This window comes from Spirulina subsalsa FACHB-351 (genome assembly GCF_026130165.1).
GTDB lineage: Bacteria > Cyanobacteriota > Cyanobacteriia > Cyanobacteriales > Spirulinaceae > Spirulina_A > Spirulina_A subsalsa_A.
The window spans coordinates 1-21,345 of the sequence record NZ_JAIHOM010000045.1 but is presented as its reverse complement, the minus strand read 5'-3'; the positions used below and the strand labels follow the sequence as shown (position 1 = coordinate 21,345).

Genomic DNA, 21,345 nt, shown 5'->3' with positions numbered 1-21,345 from the left:
ACGAATGAAGCCAATTATAGAAATCCACAATCTAGATTTTTTCTTTGGTCAGGGCGCACTGAAAAAACAAATTCTGTTTAATATTCACTTAACCCTCTATTCCGGGGAAATTGTGATTATGAAAGGCCCATCTGGCTCCGGGAAAACCACCTTACTCACCTTAATGGGAGGATTGCGATCGCCCCATAGCGGAAGCCTGAAAGTCCTCACTCAAGAATTAGTCGGCGCAAACCGCCGCCAGATGGTCAAAATTCGCCGCAACATTGGCTATATTTTCCAAGCTCACAACTTGTTAAATTCCCTCACCGCCCGGCAAAACGTCCAGATGTCCATTGAACTCCATCCCCACAGCGAAAAAGAAGCCAAACAGCGTTCCATTGACATCCTAAAAGCCGTCGGACTAGAAGATCATGTTAACTACTATCCCGCCCAACTTTCAGGAGGACAGAAACAACGAGTCGCCATTGCTCGCGCCCTAGTCAGCCACCCCAAATTAGTCCTAGCCGACGAACCCACCGCCTCCCTCGATAGTAAATCCGGGCGCGATGTAGTGGAATTAATGCAGAAACTAGCGAGAGAACAAGGCTGTAGCATCCTGCTTGTGACCCACGATAACCGGATTTTGGACGTAGCCGATCGTATTGTGGAAATGGAAGATGGACATCTAACAGAACAAGTAGTCACCCCACCAACAGCTAAAGGATCCGTGACTAATCATCAAATATCTTTGTCTGCTGGGGGTTAGCTTTCCGGGTCAATACCTAAAGCTCTCAGTTGTGCCGCTAATCGTTCAGCGCGTTGGCGTTCCTGTTCAGCGCGTTGCCTTTCCTGTTCCGCTCGTTGCCGTTCCTGTTCCGCCCTCTGGTCGGCTTGTTGGGCCCGTTGGTCAGCCTGTTCAGCGCGTTGCCGTTCCTGCTCGGCCCGTTGTTCCAACTGCAAAAAGCTCAGGAATGGTCGCCCATCGGGACGATACAGTTCTAAAGTCGTCCCAGTCAATACAAAACGAATCCCCAAACGAGGACTTATCCAATTCTGGATTTCCTCAATCGCTCTCAATCCTTCTGCTGTGCGATACAGTCCATGTAAATCATTGCGGTCTGGGTTGTAAATATAATATTCTTCTACCCCATAATCGTCATAAAATTGCTGCTTTTTGCTCATCTCTTTTAAACGATTGCCGGGGGAAAGAATTTCAAATACCACTTGAGGGGCAATATTATCCTCTTCCCATTGTTTATAAGACCCGCGTTCTCCCTTTGGACGGCCAAATGCTACCAGTGCATCAGGAGCGACGCGGATTTCCGGGTGTCCTTCCACGGGATACCACAGCAAATCTCCGGCTACGAAAACATCGGGCTGGTCAGCAAACAGCAGGTCTAGGTTTTCTTTAATCAGGACAATCCAGCGAAATTGTAGGGTATTGTCTGCCATGGGCTGACCGTCACTGTCGGGGTAGAGTATCTCACAATCCAAGGAAATGGTCATGGGAATTATCTCCTCTGGGTGAGGGGAAATCATCTTTTTTAGTTTAGCAAGTCTTTAGGACAAAGGTACTTTTTCTCCATTTCTCTCCAGTCAAGACTAGAAACCCGGTTGCTGAGATTGGCTCGTTTTTTGCCCAGATTATCCTAAAAACCCGGTTTCTGATTAGGACAAAAATACTTCTCTCTTACTCTACCAGTTCCTGTAAGGTCGCTTCTAAAACTGCTGTTGTTTGTCCTGTTACGGTGAACACTAGGGCTTCCCGATAAATCCTTTGGGCGGGATGGTTGGAGAGATTGGCTGCTCCTCTAGATACAATCACTGCGGCATGAGCGCAACGGGTGGCTAGGTGGATAGCACGGGCGCGGAGTTTGTATTTCTCTTGGAGGGGATAATGGGGAGATTGTTGGGCTTCTAGGATGGTTTGGCGGCATTCTATGACTGTGTGAGTTAGTTTTTGTAGGGCGGAATGTAGGATGTGGGAGTTTTGTTGGTGGTGGGCTTGTTCAAGGATGCTTAATCCGGCTTGCGCACAGCCTAAAATTAAGGGGGTGGGGTTAAGAATTCCCTGTTGGTCTTTTTGGGCTAACCAGTTGGCGGCTTTGTGGCTAATCACTTCTCTATGGGGTGTAAACCACTGAACTAAGTCTGCTTGGACGGTGTGACTCCCAGACATGGCGGCGAGGGCTAAGGGGGGAGAGAGGGTGAGGGTTCCTCCGGTGGGTTGGCTGCTGGTTTGTAGGGGGATGATGGTGAGGAGTATGGTGGCATCGGGAAGGGTGGCGGCAATGATGGCTTGGGTGAAAATGTTGACTCCGGTTAACCAAGGAATTTGTCCGGTGAGGAGATAGCCGCCTTCGGTGGGTACGGCGCTTAAGGGGGGGGTTTTTCGGCGTAAGTGGGCAAAACCTACGCCTAATGTTAGGGTGCCTTGGCTAATTTGGGCTAAATAGTCTTGTTTTAAGGTGGTATTCTCTGCTCCGGCTAGGAAGGCGGCGGCGGTTTGCTGTTGGGTTTGCACAAAGGCGAGGGTTCCGGAATAATGTGCGATCGCCTCTTGATAACAAAACCAATCCAAATCCCCCAATTCCCGCCCCCCGTAACGTTGGGGAACTCGTAAGGCTAATAATTTATGTCGCCCTAAGATTTGAATGGCTTGGCTCAGGGCGGAGGGATCTTGTTCTAGTTTTTCTGGGGTGCTGGGAATCTCAGCGAGAGCGGTTTCTAGGGTAGCAAGGACGGAAGAGGATGAGGTCAGAGACTTGGCCATCAGACAGTCATTTGTAAATAGTAGTGGTTGATATTCCCCGCTCTTGCCGAGACGGGGATTCTTGGTTGATAAATTCTCAATTTCCCCACGCCCTACCCTAACTCAAAGAAAGTGGTTTAGGCTATGGAGGACTGCTATACTTTGGCTATTACGGTCATAACTGGGGTTAAATGGGGGGTCAACCCCACGCCTAGAGTTCAACTCTGAGACGAACTGTATTTTAGAGATGAAAAGCCCATGATTGAAATGAAAGTTGCTGGCATTGCTTTAGATGCTGTTACCCGTAGTCCGATTGTGTTGCTCAAGGACGGTTCTGATCGGCGTGCTTTGCCTATTTATATTGGACAGGAACAGGCTAAGTCGATTATTGGGGCGCTGGAAAACCAACGACCACCCCGCCCTTTAACTCATGATCTGTTAACCAATATTCTGGACGCTTGGGAGATGAGCCTTTCTAAGGTGGTGATTCACTCCCTACAAGATAATACCTTCTATGCGGTGTTGTGTCTCACCAAGGGAGAGGAAACGAGAGAGGTAGACTGTCGTCCCAGTGATGCGATCGCCTTAGCCCTCCGCACAGGTAGCCCGATCTGGGTGATGGAGGAAGTGATTGCCGATGCCTCTATCCCTGTAGACCGGGATGCCGACGAAGAAGAACGAGAAGCTTTCCGGAATTTTATCGCCAATCTGCGACCAGAAGATTTTATTGAGCGCGATCGCCATCAAAGTAGTGAATCCTAACAAAACCTGATCCTAGGTAGATCACAGCGATAATGGACTATCGACGCTTCGGTAAAACAGAACTCCCCTTGTCGGTTTTTTCCTTGGGGACTATGCGCTGTTTGTCCAGTTTTGAGCAATTCCACCAAACGTTACAGCGCGCCATTGCTGGGGGAATCAATCATCTGGAGACAGCCCAAGGGTATGGACAGAGTGAGGTGTTTTTAGGGCGATCGCTACAAACTGGACTCCCCTTGCCCCGAGAACAGCTTTACATTACCACCAAAATCCCTCCCCATCCCGACTCCAAACAGTTTCAAGACCAGTTAAACCAATCCCTCTCTCGTTTACAAATGGACTATGTAGATGGTTTAGCTTTACATGGAGTCAATACCCCAGAGCATCTACAGTGGATTTGCGCCCCCAATGGGTGTTTAGATGTCCTACAAGCCGCACAACAAGCAGGCAAGGTCAAATTTATCGGTTTTTCGACTCATGGCCGTCTAGAGCTTATTCAAGCAGCGATCGCAACCGGAGCCTTTTCCTTCGTCAATCTCCACTACTACTATTTTTTCCAACGCAACGCCCCCATTTTAGACCTCGCCCAAGAACAGGATTTAGGTCTGTTTATTATCTCCCCCGTCGATAAGGGCGGGCAACTGTACCAACCCCCGGAACAGTTAACACAACTTTGTTCTCCCCTCTCTCCCCTAGTCTTTAACTATCAATTCCTCTTAGCGGATCCTCGTATTACCACCCTGAGTGTAGGGGCCGCCCAACCCGAGGATTTAGACTTAGTGTTACAACTAGAAACCGGGGACACAGCACAATTAGCCCAGATTCAACAGCGCCTAGAACAAGTATTAGAACAACAACTCGGGACGGATTTATGTCGCCAGTGTTATGCCTGTTTACCTTGTCCTGAAAGCATTTCCATCCCCGAAGTCTTACGTTTACGCAACTTAGCGATCGCCTACGACATGACCTCATTTGGACAGTATCGTTATGGAATGTTCGGCAATGCCGGCCATTGGTTCCCCGGACGCACCGCAGATCAATGCACCGACTGCGGCGACTGTCTCCCCCGTTGTCCCGAACAGTTAGACATCCCCCGCCTCTTGCGAGACAGTCATCAACGGTTAAAAGGAACCTCTCGCCGTCGTTTGTGGGGATAATGTGCCATACTCCCGACACGAAAAAAACTCGGAAGCTTGGTAGCCCCGTCTCTTTAGAGCGGGGAGTATTGTCCACTAGCAGGTCAGCTTTCACCAAAACAGGCGCGCCAGCGTTCTCGTAACTCCCGCATAGCCCCCACCTCATCCTCCTTCGCCATCACCAAAAAATCATAGAGCCACTCCTTCGGCACTTGGGAAAAAGTTGGACTGTAATCCACCTCAACATAACCCCCCTCTTGCAGACTATAAATCCGCCACACCTCCCCATTAAACCGCCAAAACTCCGGCACGCCCAACGCCGCATAAAACTGATTTTTCGCAATATCCGTGTGGGTAATATCCACCTCCACCACTAAATCCGGCGGTGGATCTGAAGCAAAATCCACATTCCGCCCCTTCACCAAAGGCTGATTCTGAATGTAGTAAGCATTATCCGGCTCCGCTCCCCTTTGCAATGGGGGATAATTTAGAGTCGTTGACCCCATTGTTTTGATAGGCAAATTGAGCAACTCCACCAAGACAATAATAAATCGTTCAATCAGACAGCGAAAAAACTCATGGTCTTCCAAAGGCATCGTAATTTCCAGCACTCCCTGATCGTAAGTCAAACGCGCCCCCCGTGATTGGGGCAACAGTCCTAATAGCTGCACATAGGCATCCCAAGAAATGCACCGCAACACAACCCGTTGCTCTCCTTTCGTTGATTGTGTTGCTGGGGGTTCCGAGGTGGCAATACTCATAATTTTCTTCATCGTGGGATTGAAAAAATGCACACAAGCTTAACTTGTCAAAGTTGCTGCTCAATTAACACCTTTAACTGTTGAGTCAAAGCCCCTTTACTAAACTTGGCAATGGTCTGTTCCCGTAACCAAGAACCATTACACCGTAATTCAGCCGGATTGTTGAGATTCCTCAGTACCTCTAAACAAGCTTCAGCCACACAATCCACATCCCGATGGGGAACACGCCACCCCACCCGGCCATCTTGTAAGGGATCCGCAGAACCATCATCATCCCCAGAAATCACTGGAATTCCGCTTACCATCGCCTCTAAATAAACAATCCCAAACCCTTCTTGAGACGGCATCACATAAATATCCGCCACCCGATAATGAGCGCTGAGGTCTTCTGTCCGCACAAATCCAGCGAAAATCACCCGTTCCGCAACCCCCAAATCCTGCGCCAGTTGAGCCAGACGGGGCTGATCATCCCCTCGTCCAATGACCAAGTATTTTACCTCGGGAAACTCCTTGAGAATGGCTGGGAGGGCGCGAATGGTGACATCTACCCCTTTGTAGGGATCCCCAGACCACAACCGGGCAACGGTCATGAGAACCGTGCATCCGGTGAGGTGATATTTCTCCAGCAGGGTAGGGGGTTTTTCCCCGGGAGTGAAAAGGGTTTCGTCCACAATGCAGGGCAAAAACTGCACCTGCTTGATGGGAATTTTATTGGCGGCACAAAGGCGATCGCGACTATAGCGGCTAATCGTCCAAATCTCTTGCGCTGCCTGCAATGCGTAGCGTTTTGGTTCAGGCAAAGCGTCCCACACTTCCTTCCCATAGGTCAGGACAGTATAGGGAATCCCCAAGGGTTTACAGAGAGCATGAATTAAAGGCGCTAAGTTAATATGACCACAGAAAACATGGTCAGGACGTTGGGTGAGTAGCGTTTTCAACAATGCAGTCGCCAGACGTAAGCGCCCCAACCAAGGAGTACCCGAGAGGAAATAGTGAAAGGTGAGATTCCCCCCAGAAAAGGGATTTTTACTGTCGGCTGAATCGCGCAGCAAAAAAATATCCGCCTGATAGGGACAATCGGGCTGTTCAGTTAGGCTTTGATACCCTTCCAGAATATCCTTAACATAGGACTGAATCCCTCCTTCTTGGGCAAAAATTTCCAGAAAGACAAAAACATGATGGATAGGGGTGTCTGTAGTCTGCAAGCTTTTAATACTCCCTCACGATATAATCCTGCTCAGTGACAGACCATGTGCTGAATTCTACTCTTTCTATTGTGCCTTGTTCTGGAGTCCTTGCTCTTGACAATTCACACCTAACTCATCTCGTACAACAGATTTAACTCTCGTTCAACGGTAAACACATTACCGTAGAGATTCGTAATAATTTGTTGACCGCTTGAGGTCATCTTTAAATAAGAAAGACTGTCTTTAATATAGGGATACACTACATTCCAGAAAAAAGGCGGGAATCCAGCTTTTAAATCTTCGGGCGTTTGATAGCCTAGGGTTGTATTCGTCCCATTTTCGGCAAATTCGGCGAATAAAGCCGGAAGTTTGCCTAAATAACCGGGATCTGCCAACTGACCAATTAAATCAGCTGCCCGCATTAATCCGGGGTAATGAATCGTATCCTCGTGGGCTTCATCGGGAGGTACAGGAAAACGAGTCAGTTCAATATTATGCTGGATCAAGGTAATATCTAATTGAGGATGAGCGGCAAATTGTTCCGCGACAAACCGCTTGCCTCGATCTACATGATACGCTGTTAAACTGGCATCTGTCGCATCGGCAGGGAGAACAATAAAATCTCGATTGTAGCCTGTGGTGTAGCGTCTTTGGCTGGGTTGATCTTGATGACAAATGCCTTTGAGATAGCCAATATCGTGATACAACAACGATAGGATGCAATGAAGCCAGTCTTCACAAGAAACCACTCCCTCCCTTAACTGTTTTCCCCGCAGAATTTCCTGTCCGGTTAGGGCTACAAGGATGGTATGTTCTATATCATGATAGGCTGCATCGGTTTTGGCGATCGCTTTCAGTGCCAGATTCGCCCCTTCACCAATAATCTCAGCATATTCCCCCTTGAGAGAACCGTAATTTTTGCGATAGCCCTCCTGCAAGCATTGAATACAATACTCAATGGAGGTTCGTTGTGCCTGCAACATCATCCTCTCCCTGATGAACGTTCCTCATCTCCCATTTTTTGAACCGGAGGCCATCCCCCCAACTCCTTACTCTATAGTTTAAAGGAATTCAATCTTGGATACACCCCAAAAAATAACAGAGAATGAGCCAAAATATTCGGCAAGTTTCCAACCCTTCTTTTTTTCTAGACAACAAAAGTCAGCACAGAAGGGCGATGAACTCCTTTGAAACCCCATTGCTTCTCATGTACTGGGCAACAACACCCATTTTATTTGATTAAAAAAAATTGGCTTTTTCCTGTGAATGTCCGAAAAAATACATACAGTGCTTTAATTGGGGTCATGATTCGGCTAAAATTTAAACTACAAAAATTCAAACTACAATTAATAGTATTCATCGCAAAAAAAACAGCCCCTATTTCCCACCATATCACAAGAAAATGAGTCAGTCTGTGATCCCGATCATGTTTTTACTTGAATTTATTTGATTTCAGTAGGTTTGCGGATAGTTTAGGGCATACAATATCATAATTTATGATCAATTTTCGACTTTCTCAGAAAGCAAGCCCTATGTATTGCGATGACTTCCGAAATAGACTATTTTAAAACCCTGAAATTCAAGCGATATAACCATAAGTAGAATCGCTTAAAATAACTCTTACGACAGAAAAAAAGGGGGAAATCCGATGACCTCCCCCAAAACCCAACGCCAAACTAGATAGACTCTTAGTCGATCAATCGGCCTAAAAAGTTGCCTCCCCACTTCACTTATCCTTCTTTGGCCATACTCTAACCCTTGATTCAGAGATATCCACGGGTTACAGTCTTTTGCGATACCCTAATTGACAACTCCATTCGTCAATCGCTTATGCTGAACGCCTCAGTTATTATCCCCATTTACAACGGTATCGAAGACTTACCGGACCTCTTAGCCTGCTTAAAAGCCCAAACCTATCCCGGCTCACAGGTTGAGTATTTACTGGTGGATAATAACAGTACAGATCACACTTTTGACCAACTGCAAGCCGCCAGTCAAGACTTTGCCCAACAAGGTCTAACCCTGCGCCCCCTGCAAGAACCCAAAATTCAAAGCTCCTACGCCGCCCGCAACAAGGGAATTTGTGCCGCCCAGAGCGAACTACTCGCCTTTACCGATGCCGACTGTCGCCCCCAACCCACTTGGCTGGAAAACCTGCTCAAACCCTTTAGTCAAGCGAATATCGGTTTAGCCGTCGGGGAAATTCTCGCCCTACCGAGTGAGAATCTCTTAGAACAATATGCCGAGCGCAAAGATACCCTCTCCCAAAAACACACCCTGAATCATAGCTTTTGCCCCTACGGACAGACGGCAAATCTGGCCATTCGGAAACAAGCCTTGCGCGATGTGGGGCTATTTCGCCCCTACTTAACGACAGGAGGAGATGCGGATATTTGTTGGCGGATTTTACGGGAAACCGACTGGCAATTAGAGTTTGTCGAGGATGCAGTTGTTCGGCATCGTCACCGGGCGAGTCTGGTCGAATTACGCAGTCAGTGGCGGCGTTATGGGCGTTCTAACCGTTATTTACATGATTTACATGGTGTGGCGTTAGGTACGGAAATTAACCCTCAAAAAACCGTTTATCGGCTCAGTCGTTGGTTGCTCAAAGAACTGCCTATTGCTACGTTGAAGTTAGTAGTAGGTAAGGCTAAAACTGTTGATTTAATGAACACGCCCCTTGATTTAATCACCTTCCACGCTCGGAGTAGAGGTCAGCAACAGGCGGTTTTACCCGATGCTGCCCGTGAGATTCAACCTTTTCCTGAACTCCAGTCCGATTCCCCATCTATCAATCCATAGGGGGGTCCCGATTCGCTGTACGAATTGACAAGGAGCTTAACTTGCTATGAGCGCAACCTTGACAAGTTAAGCTTGTGTGCCTTCACAGTGAACAGTAATCAGTAAAATTTAGGAATTGATAATTATTAGTTATTAATTGTTCCCTGACCTTGACCAGAGGACATTCATGCTTAACTTGTCAGCCTTGCGATGACCCGTTCTCCCCCGCTTCAGGCGATATTCTGTTAGACTTGATGGGAATAACCCAATCAACATCATCAATAGAGCCTTTTCCATGATCCCAACTGTTATTGAAACTTCCGGCCGTGGCGAACGTGCCTTTGATATTTATTCTCGCCTGCTGAAAGAGCGGATTGTTTTCTTAGGGCAACCTGTAACGGATGAAATTGCTAACCTGATTGTGGCGCAGTTGCTCTATTTGGAAGCTGAAGACGCGGAAAAAGATATTTACCTCTACATTAACTCTCCGGGGGGGTCTGTCTCGGCAGGACTGGGGATTTTTGACACGATGAATCAAGTGCGCCCTGATGTCTCGACAATTTGCGTGGGATTGGCGGCCAGTATGGGGGCGTTTTTGTTGAGTGCAGGGACGAAGGGGAAACGGTTGAGTTTGCCTCACTCCCGGATTATGATTCATCAACCTTTAGGGGGAGCGCAAGGCCAAGCGACGGATATTGAAATTCAAGCGAAGGAAATTCTCTATCTCAAGGCATTGTTAAATCAACATTTAGCTCATCATACTGGACAACCCATAGAGCGGATTGAGGTGGATACAGACCGGGATTTCTTTATGTCTCCGGCGGAGGCGAAGGATTACGGTTTGATTGATCAGGTGATTGACCGCAAACCTTCGGCCAGTAATCCTCCTCCCCATGAAGGCTAGAATTTCGCCTTTGAACTGCCCTTGACTGCCCTTTTCCTGATGATTGCCCCTTCTGAGATTCAACTATGACCTCTACACTGCTGCACCGGACGTTGCCTTTAAATCAGCCTAGGATTCATCAATTGCCGAATGGTTTAACGATAGTGGCCGAACAGATGCCGGGGGCGGTGGTGTCGTTTAATTTGTGGCTGAATGTGGGGTCGGCGTTGGAGTCCGATGAGATTAATGGTATGGCGCACTTTTTAGAACATATGATTTTTAAAGGTACGCCGAATTTGCCGAGTGGGGAGTTTGAACGTCGGATTGAGGAACGGGGGGCGGTGACGAATGCGGCTACAAGTCAGGATTACACGCACTATTATTTGACGGCGGCGGCGCAGGATTTTGGGGATTTGCTGCCGCTTCAGTTGGAGGTGGTGTTAAATGCCTGTATGCCTGATGGGGCGTTTGAACGGGAACGGTCGGTGGTGTTGGAGGAGATTCGCCGTTCTGAGGATAATCCTAGTCGGCGGGTCTATATGCAGGCGATGGAGACTTGTTTTGAGCGATCGCCTTATCGTCGTCCGGTGTTGGGTCCAACGGAGGTGATTCAAGGGTTACGCCCCCAACAAATGCGCGATTTTCATGCTCAATGGTATCAACCCCATCAAATGACGGCCGCTGTGGTGGGGAATTTGCCTGTGGAGATGTTAATTCAGCAGGTGGAAGAGAGTTTTGGGGCGGTCTATGAACCCCGCTCCCCTTTGGATGAAGTTCCCGACTCTCCCCCTTGGGAGGATTTTCTCGCTGAACCGCCCTTTGAAGGGATTGTGCGCCGTGAGTTGACAGATTCTCGGGTGCAACAAGCCCGTTTAGTTATGGTGTGGCGGGTGCCGGGTTTGTTGGAGTTGGGGAAAACCTATGGTTTGGATGTGTTGGCCACGTTGTTGGGTCAGGGGAAACTGTCCCGTTTGTTCCGAGATTTGCGGGAGGAACGCCAGTTAGTGACTTCTATTGGGGTGAGTAATATGACCTATCATCTCCAAGGGGTGTTTTATGTGGCAGCCCAGTTGCCGACGGAAAATGTGGCGGTGGTGGAGGAGGCGATCGCACAACACTTAAGATCCTTCCAAGAAGAACCCGTCAATCCCAAGGATTTAGCCCGTATTCAGACCCAAGTGGCGAATCGGTTTGTGTTTAATAATGAACGCCCCAGCGATCGCACCAGTCTTTATGGTTACTATTACTGTAAATTGCGGGATTTAGAACCCGCCTTAACCTATCCCCAGCGCATTCAAGCTATCACCCCGGCTGATATTCAAAATGTCGCCCAATGTTATTTAAACCCCGATGCCTACGGTATGGTAGTGGTTCGACCCGCAACCTCAAACTGAACCTAAATGTTTCAATCCATTTTCTGCCTTCAATTTAGCTAACCTCTGAGCAGCCCCGCGCTGTAACGTTTCGGTCAGCGTCGGGAGGATGTCACTAAATTGTGAAAACTGCTCACAAAATCCTCACAATTTTTTCCTAGACTGAGTACAGTAACCCAATAAGTCATTGGTTGAACTTCAGTTTGTGGGTCACAAAGTCTCAGGTCAAGGTAGTTACAGGAGTCAGGAGGCTAATGCCCTATGACTCCTTTCTCTTGCTTGTTACTTTATTTACTATCTATTTTTGATATGACTTGTGTCTCCTGTTCAGAGTGTATTGCTATTTCACCCTTCAGTGGCGAATCTCCTTCCGGTTTGCTGAAGGATTCTCCTGCCGAGACGCTTTACCAAGAATCTATGACTCGGCAAGGAAAGATCACCATGAGTCATCGTCAGGTTGATGAGTATTATATAGAATTAACCGTTGATGTTTTAAAAAGCCGCAACTTTGCTTTAGTCAAGTCTTTGAAAGATTTTTTGACAGTGTTGCCTAATCCTAGTTTAATCGAAGTCGTCTTAACTCAAGGGGTCTATCGTTTAATTGATTATGTTCCCGAGACAGCCGATTGGATTTTACAAAACCCGGATTATCTGATGCCAGAGTTAGATTTATATTGGTTGGCTCTGTCTTTAGTTCGTCAAAGGTTAAAGGATCAAGGATTTATTCAGGGGAAGCATTTTTGGCTCCACCCCAACCATCAAGTTCTTCTAACACCTGAAGCGGAAATTCAATTATTAAACTCTTTATCCTCTGGCGAGAAACTGTTAGTGTTTGAATTGTTAACGATTGCAACCCAAATAGACCCGAGTTAATTCGCCCGGTTTACTGGGATTCAGCATTCTACTGAAAATCCGAGTTCAATTTGTCTTCTCATTGGTCTAAGAATCCTCACGCCTTTAGGCCCAGGAGTGTCAAAAAAACAAATCACTGGTTATTTATAACGAGTTAATTGGACGCGATAGCGTTCTTTTTTTGTAATCACCACTTCGCCGACTTCGACCCGTCCTTTGCCCCGCACTGAGATTAAATCCCCGGATTGGATGGTATAACTGGGCTGGGTGATTTCCTTCCAGTTCACCCGCACATCTCCCCCATTAATGGCTTCCACCATTTTATTGCGCGACATTCCCAAACCGGCCGAGGCGATCGCATCTAAACGCAAAGACGCTTCAACCGTCGTTAATTCCTTCTTAGTCGGGGGGCGATATTTTAACTCACTAAACTCCACCTGTTGGGTTTTCACCGGGACAGAACGCACCTGAACTAAACTACTGGTTAAAAAGTCCACCAACTCCGGAGCGACAATCACTTGAGCGCCCCGTTCTCCCAACACGACAATATCCCCCACCTTCTCCCGCACTAAACCTGTGCCTAACATAGCCCCCAAAAAGTCCCGATGGGTGGCCGGGTCAAAGAGAAAGTTTCCGGCAATATCCAACAGAGCGAGGGGAACTTGAGTAAAATCAAGGGACAGTTCAGAACGTGCGATCGCCACTCGTTGCCGTTCCGCTTGGGGATACCCCCCCCAAGGCAATAACTCCACCTCCGTAAGCTTGGCAAACTTCCCCCCCACCTCCATCAACACCGGAGGGGACAAAAAATCCGTCGTCACCACTTCCCAGGTTTTAATCGCTTGTTCAGCTTGGTCTATGACGCGGGCGACTTCTTGACGATTTTCGACACCTTTCAGTAGTTCTTCTCTCGGTAACATAGGGGTCTGGGGAAAATTTAACGGGCATGGAGGGAGTCGAACCCCCGACACCTGGAACCGGAATCCAGTGCTCTATCCTCTGAGCTACATGCCCTTTTGTTCAGCGATCATCTAGCATAACACATCTATTTAGATTTTCCCAAGCCTCTCCTCAAAAAGCCCTGACCAGAGAACCCCTGAAAAGAAGTAAAATAGCGAGGTTAACCCGTTCAATCGCCTAAAATCTCATGACCAAGCAAATTATCCACACCGAAGAAGCACCCGCTCCTGTCGGTCCCTATAGTCAAGCGATCGCCGCCACAGGAACCCTCGTCTTTGTCGCCGGACAAATTCCCCTCGATCCTCACACCGGAGAAATCGTCGGTGGCGATGACATCAGCCAACAAACAGAACAAGTGATGCGCAATCTAGCCGCCATCCTACAAGCTGCCGGAGCCGATTTTAAACGAGTGGTCAAAACCACCGTCTTCCTCGCCGACTTAAACGATTTCGCCCCCATGAATCAAGTTTACGCCCAATTCTTCGAGGAAAGCAGCGCCCCCGCTCGTGCCTGTGTAGAAGTCTCTCGCCTCCCCAAAGGGGTCAAGGTCGAAATCGACTGTATCGCCGTGTTGTGACGCTCATCCGACTAACGCCAACGCAGTATAACCCAGCACGGCGACGGATCTTGGTCACTAGCACCTTGAGCCAAACCGACCCCCTAAATGAATTGCTTTGTTAACAAATGTAACAATTATGCCGTCATACTGGTATACCAGCTTGACAGTCTTCTAAGGAATGACTAACATGGCATAACATACCCGGGTAGATATCTTATTAGTGCGAGATGCAAGACAAGCAGAAAGTTACACTTTATCTTCCGCCCAACCTCCACCGTAGGCTAAAAGTTCAAGCCGCCATTGAGGTAGAGTCCATGTCTGCAATGGTAGAAAAAGCAATTGCGTTCTACTTACAGAATCCGGAAGTAGTGGAAGATGTAGAAGCTTCTCAAGGCAAAACCCATCGGGTCTATTCTTGTCCCGAATGTCACAGCCCTCTAGTTAAGCGTGATGGGGAAATGGTCGCCCTCGACCAGCCACCTGCTGTATTAGCAGAGGAAATGCCGCAAGAGATGGGTCAGGAAATTAATCCAGAACTTAATCCAGAGATTGAGATTCCAGTAGAGCAGGTTCGGGAAGTTGTCGGATTCCGGTCTGACTCTCACGGAGAAGAGACGTTGGTTCCCTGTTGAATTGGGGTTAGCATCGCTGATTAACGAGACAGGCTCAAGGAATTGGTGTTCAGAAAATTAGTGATCCCTCGGGTGAGTTAATTTGGCGAGTCATGAATTTTGAGAGTCGTGAATTTTGAAAGTCATGAATTTTGAAAGTCATGAATTTTGAAGGTCATGAATTTTGAAAGTCTCGGTGATAGGTTAAAAATAAGTGAAAAGTTTCTCAGGAAACTTGTAATTTGTTACAAACACTATCATGATTCGTCAGTGCTTATTGCTCATCTCAAAGGGGGTCAATCATTGAGCCACTGAGTTGTACAGTCATTTGAAAGCAGCCAATAAACAGCAGCGATGAAAGAAGAGTTAAGTATTCTCATACAAGCTCAATATCCCCTAATCTACCTCGTGACCCCCGAGGAAGAGAGAGCAGAGCAGGCGATCGCCAAAATTGCCCAATTGGGTAGCACTACCAACGCAGCCGCCAACTCCGGCAACCCCTCGAATTCTCAATACAGTCGGGTTTTTGTTTGGACCATGACTCGTGGCATGGTGGAGTACGGTCAGACTCGCCCTTCCCCCCAACACAATACCATCTCTCCAGAAGCCGCCATTCAATGGGTGATTCAGCAAAGAGAACCCGGGCTATTTATTTTTAAAGATTTACACGACTTCATCGCTGATGCAGGAGTGAAACGGGCGTTACGGGATGCCATCTTAGCCGCCAAAGGTACTGAGAAGATTATGATTCTCATGTCCCCCGTGCAGCAGGTTCCCATCGAACTGGAAAAAGATGTCGTAGTGTTAGACTTTCCCTTACCGGATATGTCAGAACTGAATCAAGTTCTGTCCCGTCAACTGGATAAAGTCAAAGGACGACGCATCACCACCGAAGTCCGGGAAAAACTCCTCAAAGCGGCATTAGGCCTGACCAAAGACGAAGCCGAGAAAGTGTATCGTAAAGCCTACGTCAAAGCAGGTCGCCTAACGGAAGAAGAAGTGGAAATTGTTCTGTCTGAGAAAAAGCAACTCATTCGGCGCAATGGCATTCTGGAGTACATCGAAGAAGACGAAACCATTGAGGCGATAGGCGGCCTCGAAGAACTGAAGCGCTGGCTCAAACAACGTTCCAACGCCTTCACCGAACGAGCGAGAGAGTACGGTTTGCCTCAACCCAAAGGAATGCTTATTCTAGGGGTTCCCGGTTGTGGGAAATCCTTAATTGCCAAAACCACATCTCGCCTCTGGGGTTTACCCATCCTCCGTCTTGATATGGGTCGTGTCTATGATGGGTCAATGGTGGGGCGTTCCGAGGCCAACTTACGCAACGCCTTAAAAACCGCCGAATCCATCTCCCCCGCCATTTTGTTTATTGATGAACTAGACAAATCCTTTGCCGGTGGAACCGGGTCAGCCGATTCCGATGGCGGTACCTCTAGCCGAATTTTCGGTTCATTCCTGACTTGGATGCAGGAAAAAACCTCCCCCGTGTTCGTCATGGCCACTGCTAACCGCATTGAGCGTTTACCCGGTGAGTTCTTACGCAAGGGTCGGTTTGATGAAATTTTCTTTGTAGACTTGCCCACCCCTGAAGAACGGCAAGCGATCTTTCAAATTCATTTAGGCAAGCGACGGGATGATATTTCCCGCTTCGACCTCGACCAGCTAGCCAAAATATCCGAAGGCTTTTCCGGTGCCGAGATTGAACAGGCCATTATTGCCGCAATGTATGAAGCCTTTGCCCAGGATCGGGAATTCACCCAACTGGACATCATTGCAACGATTAAAGCCACCCTTCCCTTATCTCGCACCATGACCGAGCAGGTAACAGCCCTACGAGATTGGGCGCGAACCCGCGCCAGACCTGCGGCGTCCTCCACGGCGGAATACCAGCGCTTGGAGTTTTAACAGGCTTTCTTCTGTGCCTTGACCTTGGGGTAGGGGCAGAAGCAAAGGCTAGTCCGTCCTAGACTAGCAGCAAAAGAAAAACCGCCTTCTTGCTCAAATCAGGCGGCACTCAAAATCAACAACTGTCGTTTAATTCAAAGAGGAAAATCCCATGTCTCATTTCAGCACCTTACGGACCAAAATCACCGATGTCGAAATCCTCAAAGCTTCTTTGCGTGACTTGGGGATCTCTGTGAAAACCGAGGCCGATGTTCGCGGCTACAACGGTCAGCGTGTGCGCGCCGACTTGGTTGCTGTTCTCGACGGTGAATATGATCTCGGTTGGTCCCACAATGCTGATGGTACGTTTGACTTGATCGCTGACCTTTGGGGTGTTGCTAAAAAGCACAACCAAACTGAGTTGATCAACTCCATCAACCAGAAGTATGCGGTCAACAAAACCTTAGCGGAAGTAAAACAACGCGGTCTGCAAAATGCCAATGTGAAGTTGGTTGTTCAAAAGTAATTTTGGCTGCGCGTTCCAAAGCTCATGGGTTGACTGTTTACAGGTTAACCCTTTTTTCTCCCCAAGGGGGTGCGGGATTCCGTACCCCCTTGGGTCGTGTTGGTGGATTCTTGTGGACAACCTGGCAAAACATCGGTTTTGTTAGATGCAGTTCCCGTTGAATCAGGAAGCCCCATCCTCGCCAACGGCAGGGTGGGGTAGTTCACTTAAATTGTTACGAAGGGATTGATCCGGTGCTAATTTTGGGTTTCCCGAAAATGGGCGAGAGGTTTGGTGGGAAGTTTCGCTGCGAAAAGGTAAACAAGAAGGATTTAAACAGATTACTCAGTGGAGTGGCCAGAATTCATCCATTACTTTTGCCCGGACTCGATGCCAACGATCTGCACATTGATAATTACCTATTACCGATTAAACTTTTGCCTTCGCCCGAGGTGCTGTAGCCTAAAAAGGCTTTGACGGCTTCACTGGGGGGGTTTTTATAGACATAAAACAGTGTTCGTTTATAGGGATAAGTGGCCGCTTGGGGAGTAGTCCCGTCAATGGGTAAAACTTGGGCGGTTTGTTGGGTGGCAACTTGAGCGTAGGTGGCGTAACCAATGCCATTGTCGCCAAGTTGACGGATTAATCCGGTGGTTTCATCGTTGATGAGGGTGGTAATGTTGGGGGTGGTGCCGAAGGATTGACCTTGTAACACTATCTCTTTAAAGGCTTGATGAGTGCCGCTATGGTCGGGACGGTTAATGACCCGAATTTCGCTGTTTTGTCCCCCCACTTGGGACCAGTTGGTGAGTTGTCCGGTAAAAATTTGTTGCACTTGTTGAGAGCTTAATCCGGTGCGCAGGGGGTTGTTAACTCCAATAATAATGGCGATCGCATCTTCAGTGACTGGAACCGCCACTAAGTTCTGGGCTTGTTCTTGGGACGTTAAAGGTCGAGATAGGGCGGCGATGTCGATACTGCCCGCTAGGAGGGAAGTTAACCCCCGTTCACTACCATTGGCTTGTAGCGTCACCGAAGTTCCAGCAAATTTTTCCTCAAAGCCGCGTTTCAGGGCGACATTCACTTGCGCTAAACTGGTGGCCCCATCAAGGCGTAAAATCGTGCCACTAGGGACGGTGACAGGTGCGGCAAAGGCTGGCGCGGGATTGGGGGACGAGGTGGGGTTAGAATCGCCCACTAGGGGAGTATTAGCAGAACGGGTAAACCACCAATAGCCAGCGCCGAGAATACCTGCGGTAATGACGAAGGAGAGAATCAGGGGCAGGGTTTCATTTTTCGCGGTCATAAAACCTCAAGGTAGGGGAACAAAATCATAACCAAATCCAGAGCGAGAGCCTGCCTCTACTTTAACTAATTGTACGGCTTGATTGCGATCGCCCGAAGGCAAAAAACGAATCTCCGCCGCCGCTCCACTCGCTTGGAAACTGGGGTTACTCAGAGTTTGTTGAACCCCTTGGGGGGTTGGATTTTGTCGCAGGGCCCCAATCAAGGCTTGAGTGGCATCATAGGCCATCGCCGTGCGCCAGTTCACATCCGCCCGCCACAGTTGACGGGAACGAGTCACAAACCCCGCGTTAGGATTCCCGTCAATATGCCACGGCACAGCCAACACCATCCCCACCGCATTATCAGCCCCTAACTGTAACAAACGGGGCGTATAGAGGCTATCTCCCCCCAATAGAGGCAGATTGCGATCATTGACTTGGATCACTTGCACCGCTTGATCCAAGGTATTAAAGTTAGTGGCTAAAATCAGCACTTGAGCGCCCTTACTTTGGGCATCTTGCAGAGCATTACGAGCATTAAAGTTACTCGATACATCATACTCCCCTACCACATTCCCCCCACTGGAAAACAGTTCTTGAGTGAACTGATTTTTCAACGACTGACTGTAGTCACTTTGGCTATTAAAAAACACAGCCGCCCGTTGTTGGTTTAAAACATTCAGTTGATACTGCACCATCGCCTTAGCCGTAAAAGCATCACTGGGAACAGTGCGGAAGATATGGTCACCACTTTGGGCAAGAGGAACAGATGTGCTAGTGGGGGAGATCATGACCAGACCCGACTCTTGATAAACTGAAGCGGCGGCCTGGCTATTTTCACTACTGAAATGTCCCACCACCCCTAAGAGGCGTTCACGGGTAAAAGCGCGGGCTAAACTACTAGCGCCTTGGGGGGTATTTTGATCATCGCCAATGATCACCTTTAAGGGAGTGCCATTAATCCCGCCCTGCTCATTAATTTCCTTTTGCGCTTGGGCCACTCCCCGGAGAATTTCCTGAGCCGCATCAAGGTTTCCGGTAATCGGCACCGCCACCCCAATGGTGGGGACATTTTGGTTGCCGATGCGGGCATTATTTAAATAAATCAGGGCTTCGGGATCATTGGGATTGTTTTGCAGATAGGCTTCCAAGCGACTCACGGCACCGGAAAAGTCATTTTGGGCGATCGCCTCCACCGCCGCCCGTTTCTCCGGTGCGTCTCGGGTTAAGAGTTTCCCCCCCGCGCTTAAATTACCATCTGAACCCCGACCACCCGTTACGCTAGTATTCCCACCCAAGAAACCCGCCTGATAGACCCACCATCCGCCCCCAGCTAAGAGCGCTCCGGTGACGACAAGGGAGAGTAAGAGAATTTTAGTTTCGTTTTTTTGAGTCATGATTGCTGCTTTCCGTGGAAATTACTAGGGAATTGGGTTGAAATCTTGACCAAACCCAGAACGAGTTCCGGGTACGACTTCCACCAGTTGGACCGCTTGATTGCGATCGCCCGACGGCAAAAACCGAATCACCTCCGAAGCCCCGGCCGTCGTAAATCCTGAACGACCTAAAGCCCCTTGCACCCCCGACCGAGTAGGCGTTTCCCCCAACGCCGCAATCAACGCCTGAGTCGCATCATAGGCCATCGCCGTCCGCCAGTTCACCTCCGCCCGCCACAATTGCGCCGAAGTCCGAGTAAAGGGAGCATCGGGATGGGCTAAAATATGCCACGGCACCGCCACCACCATCCCCTGAGCATCCTGCGCCCCCACTTGTAACAATCGGGGATTATAGAGACTATCCCCCCCCAACAAAGGCAACCCTTGACGATTGAGTTGAATCACCCGTAACGCTTGATCCAGCGTCGGAGTATTAGTCAGTAAAACCAACACCTCAGCCCCCTGCTGTCGAGCTTCTGCCACCGCCTCACTGGGGTTAAAATCAGGGAGAGACACATCAAATTCCTGTAAAACACTGCCCCCACTGGTAAACAATTCCGTTGTAAATTGTCCCTTCAGCGACAGACTATAATCACTCTGGCCGTTATAAAAAATCACCGCCTGATTGAGATTTAATTCCGTCAATTGATACTGAGCCAACGCCTTAGCCGTAAACGCATCACTCGGTGCCGTGCGAAAGATATAATTTCCCGCTTGGGACAAGGTAACAGAGGTACTAGAGGGAGAAATCATCACTAAACCCTGCTGTTGATAAATCGCCGCCGCCGCTTGGCTCACATCACTACTAAAATGCCCCACCACCGCCAGAATTTCCGGCATTTTCACCAAAGCCTCAGCTACCTGTTGCGCCATCTCCGGGCTATTGTGGTCATCGGCAATAATCACCTTGAGGGGAACCCCATTAATGCCCCCCCGTTGGTTAATTTCCTGTTGCGCTTGAGCCACCCCCCGTAAAATTTCCTTAGCGGAATTCTCACTCCCTGTAATCGGCACCGCCACCGCAATGGGATAGGAACGACCTTGAGCAATGCGGGCATTATTGAGATAAATCAAGGCTTCCGGCTCATTGGGATTCTGTTGTAGAAAAGCCTCTAGCTGTTGAACCGCTTGGCTATATTGACGATTTGCAATTAATTCAACCGCCCCCTGAAGGTCTGAACTTCCCCCGAGCAGCAATTGCTCCCCCCCACTCAAAGCCACAGCCGACCGGGAAGCCCCTAGAGGTGATGTCCCAGGGCCGTTGGGAGAATCGATCAAACCCATCAAAATCCCCGATTCTCGCACCCACCAAACCCCTCCCACTAACACGGCACTGGTGAGCAGGAAGGCAATTAAAAGGGTTTTGGTTTCATTCTGCTTGGACATGACGCGGTTTAAAATATGACTATGATTGTACTTGAGTTCAAAGCCTACAGCAAACTCCAGTCATATCGGGCGATGATTCCTTGAGAGAAGAATCCCCGCGCCTTGATTGCCCGAGATTTTGACACTCCTCGGCCTAAAGGCACGAGGATTCTTGGTTCACAGACTCGCCATAACCTAGCAGGATTGCTCCAACCAGGCTAGAGGGCAAATCTCCCCAAGCTTTAGATCCGGTATGCCCTACCGTACTTAATG

At 48.7% G+C, this 21,345-nt stretch carries 21 protein-coding genes, 1 tRNA gene and 1 pseudogene; 12 read left to right on the top strand and 11 right to left on the bottom strand.

Annotated elements, in window-relative coordinates; genetic code table 11:
• Positions 1–4: 4 nt before the first annotated feature.
• A complete protein-coding gene (locus K4A83_RS10895; protein WP_265264563.1) occupies positions 5–745 on the top strand; it encodes a DevA family ABC transporter ATP-binding protein in 741 nt (246 codons plus the stop codon).
• Here the strand turns inward: K4A83_RS10895 and K4A83_RS10890 are convergent.
• Positions 742–1,485 (bottom strand): Uma2 family endonuclease, encoded by a 744-nt coding sequence (locus tag K4A83_RS10890; protein ID WP_265264561.1) that lies wholly within the window; start codon positions 1,483–1,485, stop codon positions 742–744. The genes K4A83_RS10895 and K4A83_RS10890 overlap by 4 nt on opposite strands.
• Positions 1,486–1,669: 184 nt before the next feature.
• Positions 1,670–2,752 (bottom strand): acyl-CoA dehydrogenase family protein, encoded by a 1,083-nt coding sequence (locus K4A83_RS10885; RefSeq protein ID WP_265264560.1) that lies wholly within the window; start codon positions 2,750–2,752, stop codon positions 1,670–1,672.
• A 237-nt stretch (positions 2,753–2,989) separates the two neighbouring features.
• Between K4A83_RS10885 and K4A83_RS10880 the strand changes: the two genes are divergently transcribed.
• On the top strand, positions 2,990–3,493 hold the full coding sequence (locus tag K4A83_RS10880; protein WP_265264559.1) for a bifunctional nuclease family protein: 504 nt from the start codon (positions 2,990–2,992) through the stop codon (positions 3,491–3,493).
• Positions 3,494–3,525: 32 nt separating this feature from the next.
• Positions 3,526–4,647 carry an aldo/keto reductase gene (locus K4A83_RS10875; RefSeq protein WP_265264557.1) on the top strand — a complete coding sequence of 374 codons (1,122 nt, stop codon included), beginning with the start codon at positions 3,526–3,528 and terminating at the stop codon, positions 4,645–4,647.
• Positions 4,648–4,730: 83 nt separating this feature from the next.
• On the opposite strand, the gene K4A83_RS10870 is transcribed toward K4A83_RS10875, so the two are convergent.
• From K4A83_RS10870 to K4A83_RS10860, 3 genes are all read right to left on the bottom strand, one after another.
• The gene (locus K4A83_RS10870; protein ID WP_265264556.1) at positions 4,731–5,387 is read right to left on the bottom strand and encodes a Uma2 family endonuclease; all 657 of its coding nucleotides are present in this window, start codon (positions 5,385–5,387) and stop codon (positions 4,731–4,733) included.
• Between the two features lie 47 nt (positions 5,388–5,434).
• Entirely contained in the window at positions 5,435–6,592 is a 1,158-nt protein-coding gene (locus K4A83_RS10865) for a glycosyltransferase family 4 protein (RefSeq protein ID WP_265264555.1), read from the bottom strand.
• 110 nt (positions 6,593–6,702) lie between these two features.
• On the bottom strand, positions 6,703–7,557 hold the full coding sequence (locus K4A83_RS10860) for an Npun_R2479 family HD domain-containing metalloprotein (RefSeq protein ID WP_407809993.1): 855 nt from the start codon (positions 7,555–7,557) through the stop codon (positions 6,703–6,705).
• Positions 7,558–8,404: 847 nt separating this feature from the next.
• Between K4A83_RS10860 and K4A83_RS10855 the strand changes: the two genes are divergently transcribed.
• The 4 genes from K4A83_RS10855 to K4A83_RS10840 all read left to right on the top strand — a co-directional run bounded on the left by K4A83_RS10855 (position 8,405) and on the right by K4A83_RS10840 (position 12,484).
• Entirely contained in the window at positions 8,405–9,376 is a 972-nt protein-coding gene (locus K4A83_RS10855; protein WP_265264553.1) for a glycosyltransferase, read from the top strand.
• Positions 9,377–9,650: 274 nt separating this feature from the next.
• On the top strand, positions 9,651–10,259 hold the full coding sequence (gene clpP, locus K4A83_RS10850; protein ID WP_017305928.1) for an ATP-dependent Clp endopeptidase proteolytic subunit ClpP: 609 nt from the start codon (positions 9,651–9,653) through the stop codon (positions 10,257–10,259).
• A gap of 65 nt (positions 10,260–10,324) precedes the next feature.
• Positions 10,325–11,632, top strand: a complete 1,308-nt coding sequence (locus tag K4A83_RS10845) for a M16 family metallopeptidase (protein ID WP_265264552.1) — start codon at positions 10,325–10,327, stop codon at positions 11,630–11,632.
• A 240-nt stretch (positions 11,633–11,872) separates the two neighbouring features.
• A complete protein-coding gene (locus K4A83_RS10840; protein ID WP_265264551.1) occupies positions 11,873–12,484 on the top strand; it encodes a hypothetical protein in 612 nt (203 codons plus the stop codon).
• Between the two features lie 119 nt (positions 12,485–12,603).
• Here the strand turns inward: K4A83_RS10840 and K4A83_RS10835 are convergent, their stop codons facing one another.
• Both K4A83_RS10835 and K4A83_RS10830 read right to left on the bottom strand, forming a co-directional pair.
• Positions 12,604–13,383: a photosystem II S4 domain protein gene (locus tag K4A83_RS10835; RefSeq protein ID WP_265264550.1), complete on the bottom strand. Its 780-nt coding sequence runs from the start codon at positions 13,381–13,383 to the stop codon at positions 12,604–12,606.
• A 21-nt stretch (positions 13,384–13,404) separates the two neighbouring features.
• Positions 13,405–13,477: transfer RNA gene (locus K4A83_RS10830), tRNA-Arg, on the bottom strand.
• Positions 13,478–13,610: 133 nt separating this feature from the next.
• On the opposite strand from K4A83_RS10830, the gene K4A83_RS10825 reads away from it, so the two are divergent.
• From K4A83_RS10825 to K4A83_RS10805, 5 genes are all read left to right on the top strand, one after another.
• Entirely contained in the window at positions 13,611–14,000 is a 390-nt protein-coding gene (locus K4A83_RS10825; protein ID WP_265264548.1) for a RidA family protein, read from the top strand.
• Between the two features lie 209 nt (positions 14,001–14,209).
• Positions 14,210–14,614: a ribbon-helix-helix domain-containing protein gene (locus K4A83_RS10820; protein WP_265264547.1), complete on the top strand. Its 405-nt coding sequence runs from the start codon at positions 14,210–14,212 to the stop codon at positions 14,612–14,614.
• Positions 14,615–14,947: 333 nt separating this feature from the next.
• Positions 14,948–16,501, top strand: a complete 1,554-nt coding sequence (gene ycf46, locus K4A83_RS10815) for a stress-responsive protein Ycf46 (RefSeq protein WP_265264546.1) — start codon at positions 14,948–14,950, stop codon at positions 16,499–16,501.
• Between the two features lie 151 nt (positions 16,502–16,652).
• The gene (locus tag K4A83_RS10810) at positions 16,653–17,006 is read left to right on the top strand and encodes a DUF1257 domain-containing protein (RefSeq protein ID WP_017305922.1); all 354 of its coding nucleotides are present in this window, start codon (positions 16,653–16,655) and stop codon (positions 17,004–17,006) included.
• A gap of 69 nt (positions 17,007–17,075) precedes the next feature.
• Positions 17,076–17,207: a hypothetical protein gene (locus K4A83_RS10805; protein ID WP_265264545.1), complete on the top strand. Its 132-nt coding sequence runs from the start codon at positions 17,076–17,078 to the stop codon at positions 17,205–17,207.
• A gap of 193 nt (positions 17,208–17,400) precedes the next feature.
• Here the strand turns inward: K4A83_RS10805 and K4A83_RS10800 are convergent, their stop codons facing one another.
• From K4A83_RS10800 to K4A83_RS23155, 4 genes and pseudogenes are all read right to left on the bottom strand, one after another.
• A complete protein-coding gene (locus K4A83_RS10800; RefSeq protein WP_265264544.1) occupies positions 17,401–18,291 on the bottom strand; it encodes a phosphate ABC transporter substrate-binding protein in 891 nt (296 codons plus the stop codon).
• A gap of 6 nt (positions 18,292–18,297) precedes the next feature.
• Entirely contained in the window at positions 18,298–19,668 is a 1,371-nt protein-coding gene (locus K4A83_RS10795) for an ABC transporter substrate-binding protein (RefSeq protein WP_265264543.1), read from the bottom strand.
• Between the two features lie 24 nt (positions 19,669–19,692).
• The gene (locus tag K4A83_RS10790) at positions 19,693–21,093 is read right to left on the bottom strand and encodes an ABC transporter substrate-binding protein (RefSeq protein WP_265264542.1); all 1,401 of its coding nucleotides are present in this window, start codon (positions 21,091–21,093) and stop codon (positions 19,693–19,695) included.
• Positions 21,094–21,226: 133 nt separating this feature from the next.
• Positions 21,227–21,345, bottom strand: a pseudogene (locus tag K4A83_RS23155) (RNA-guided endonuclease InsQ/TnpB family protein); the annotation flags it as partial.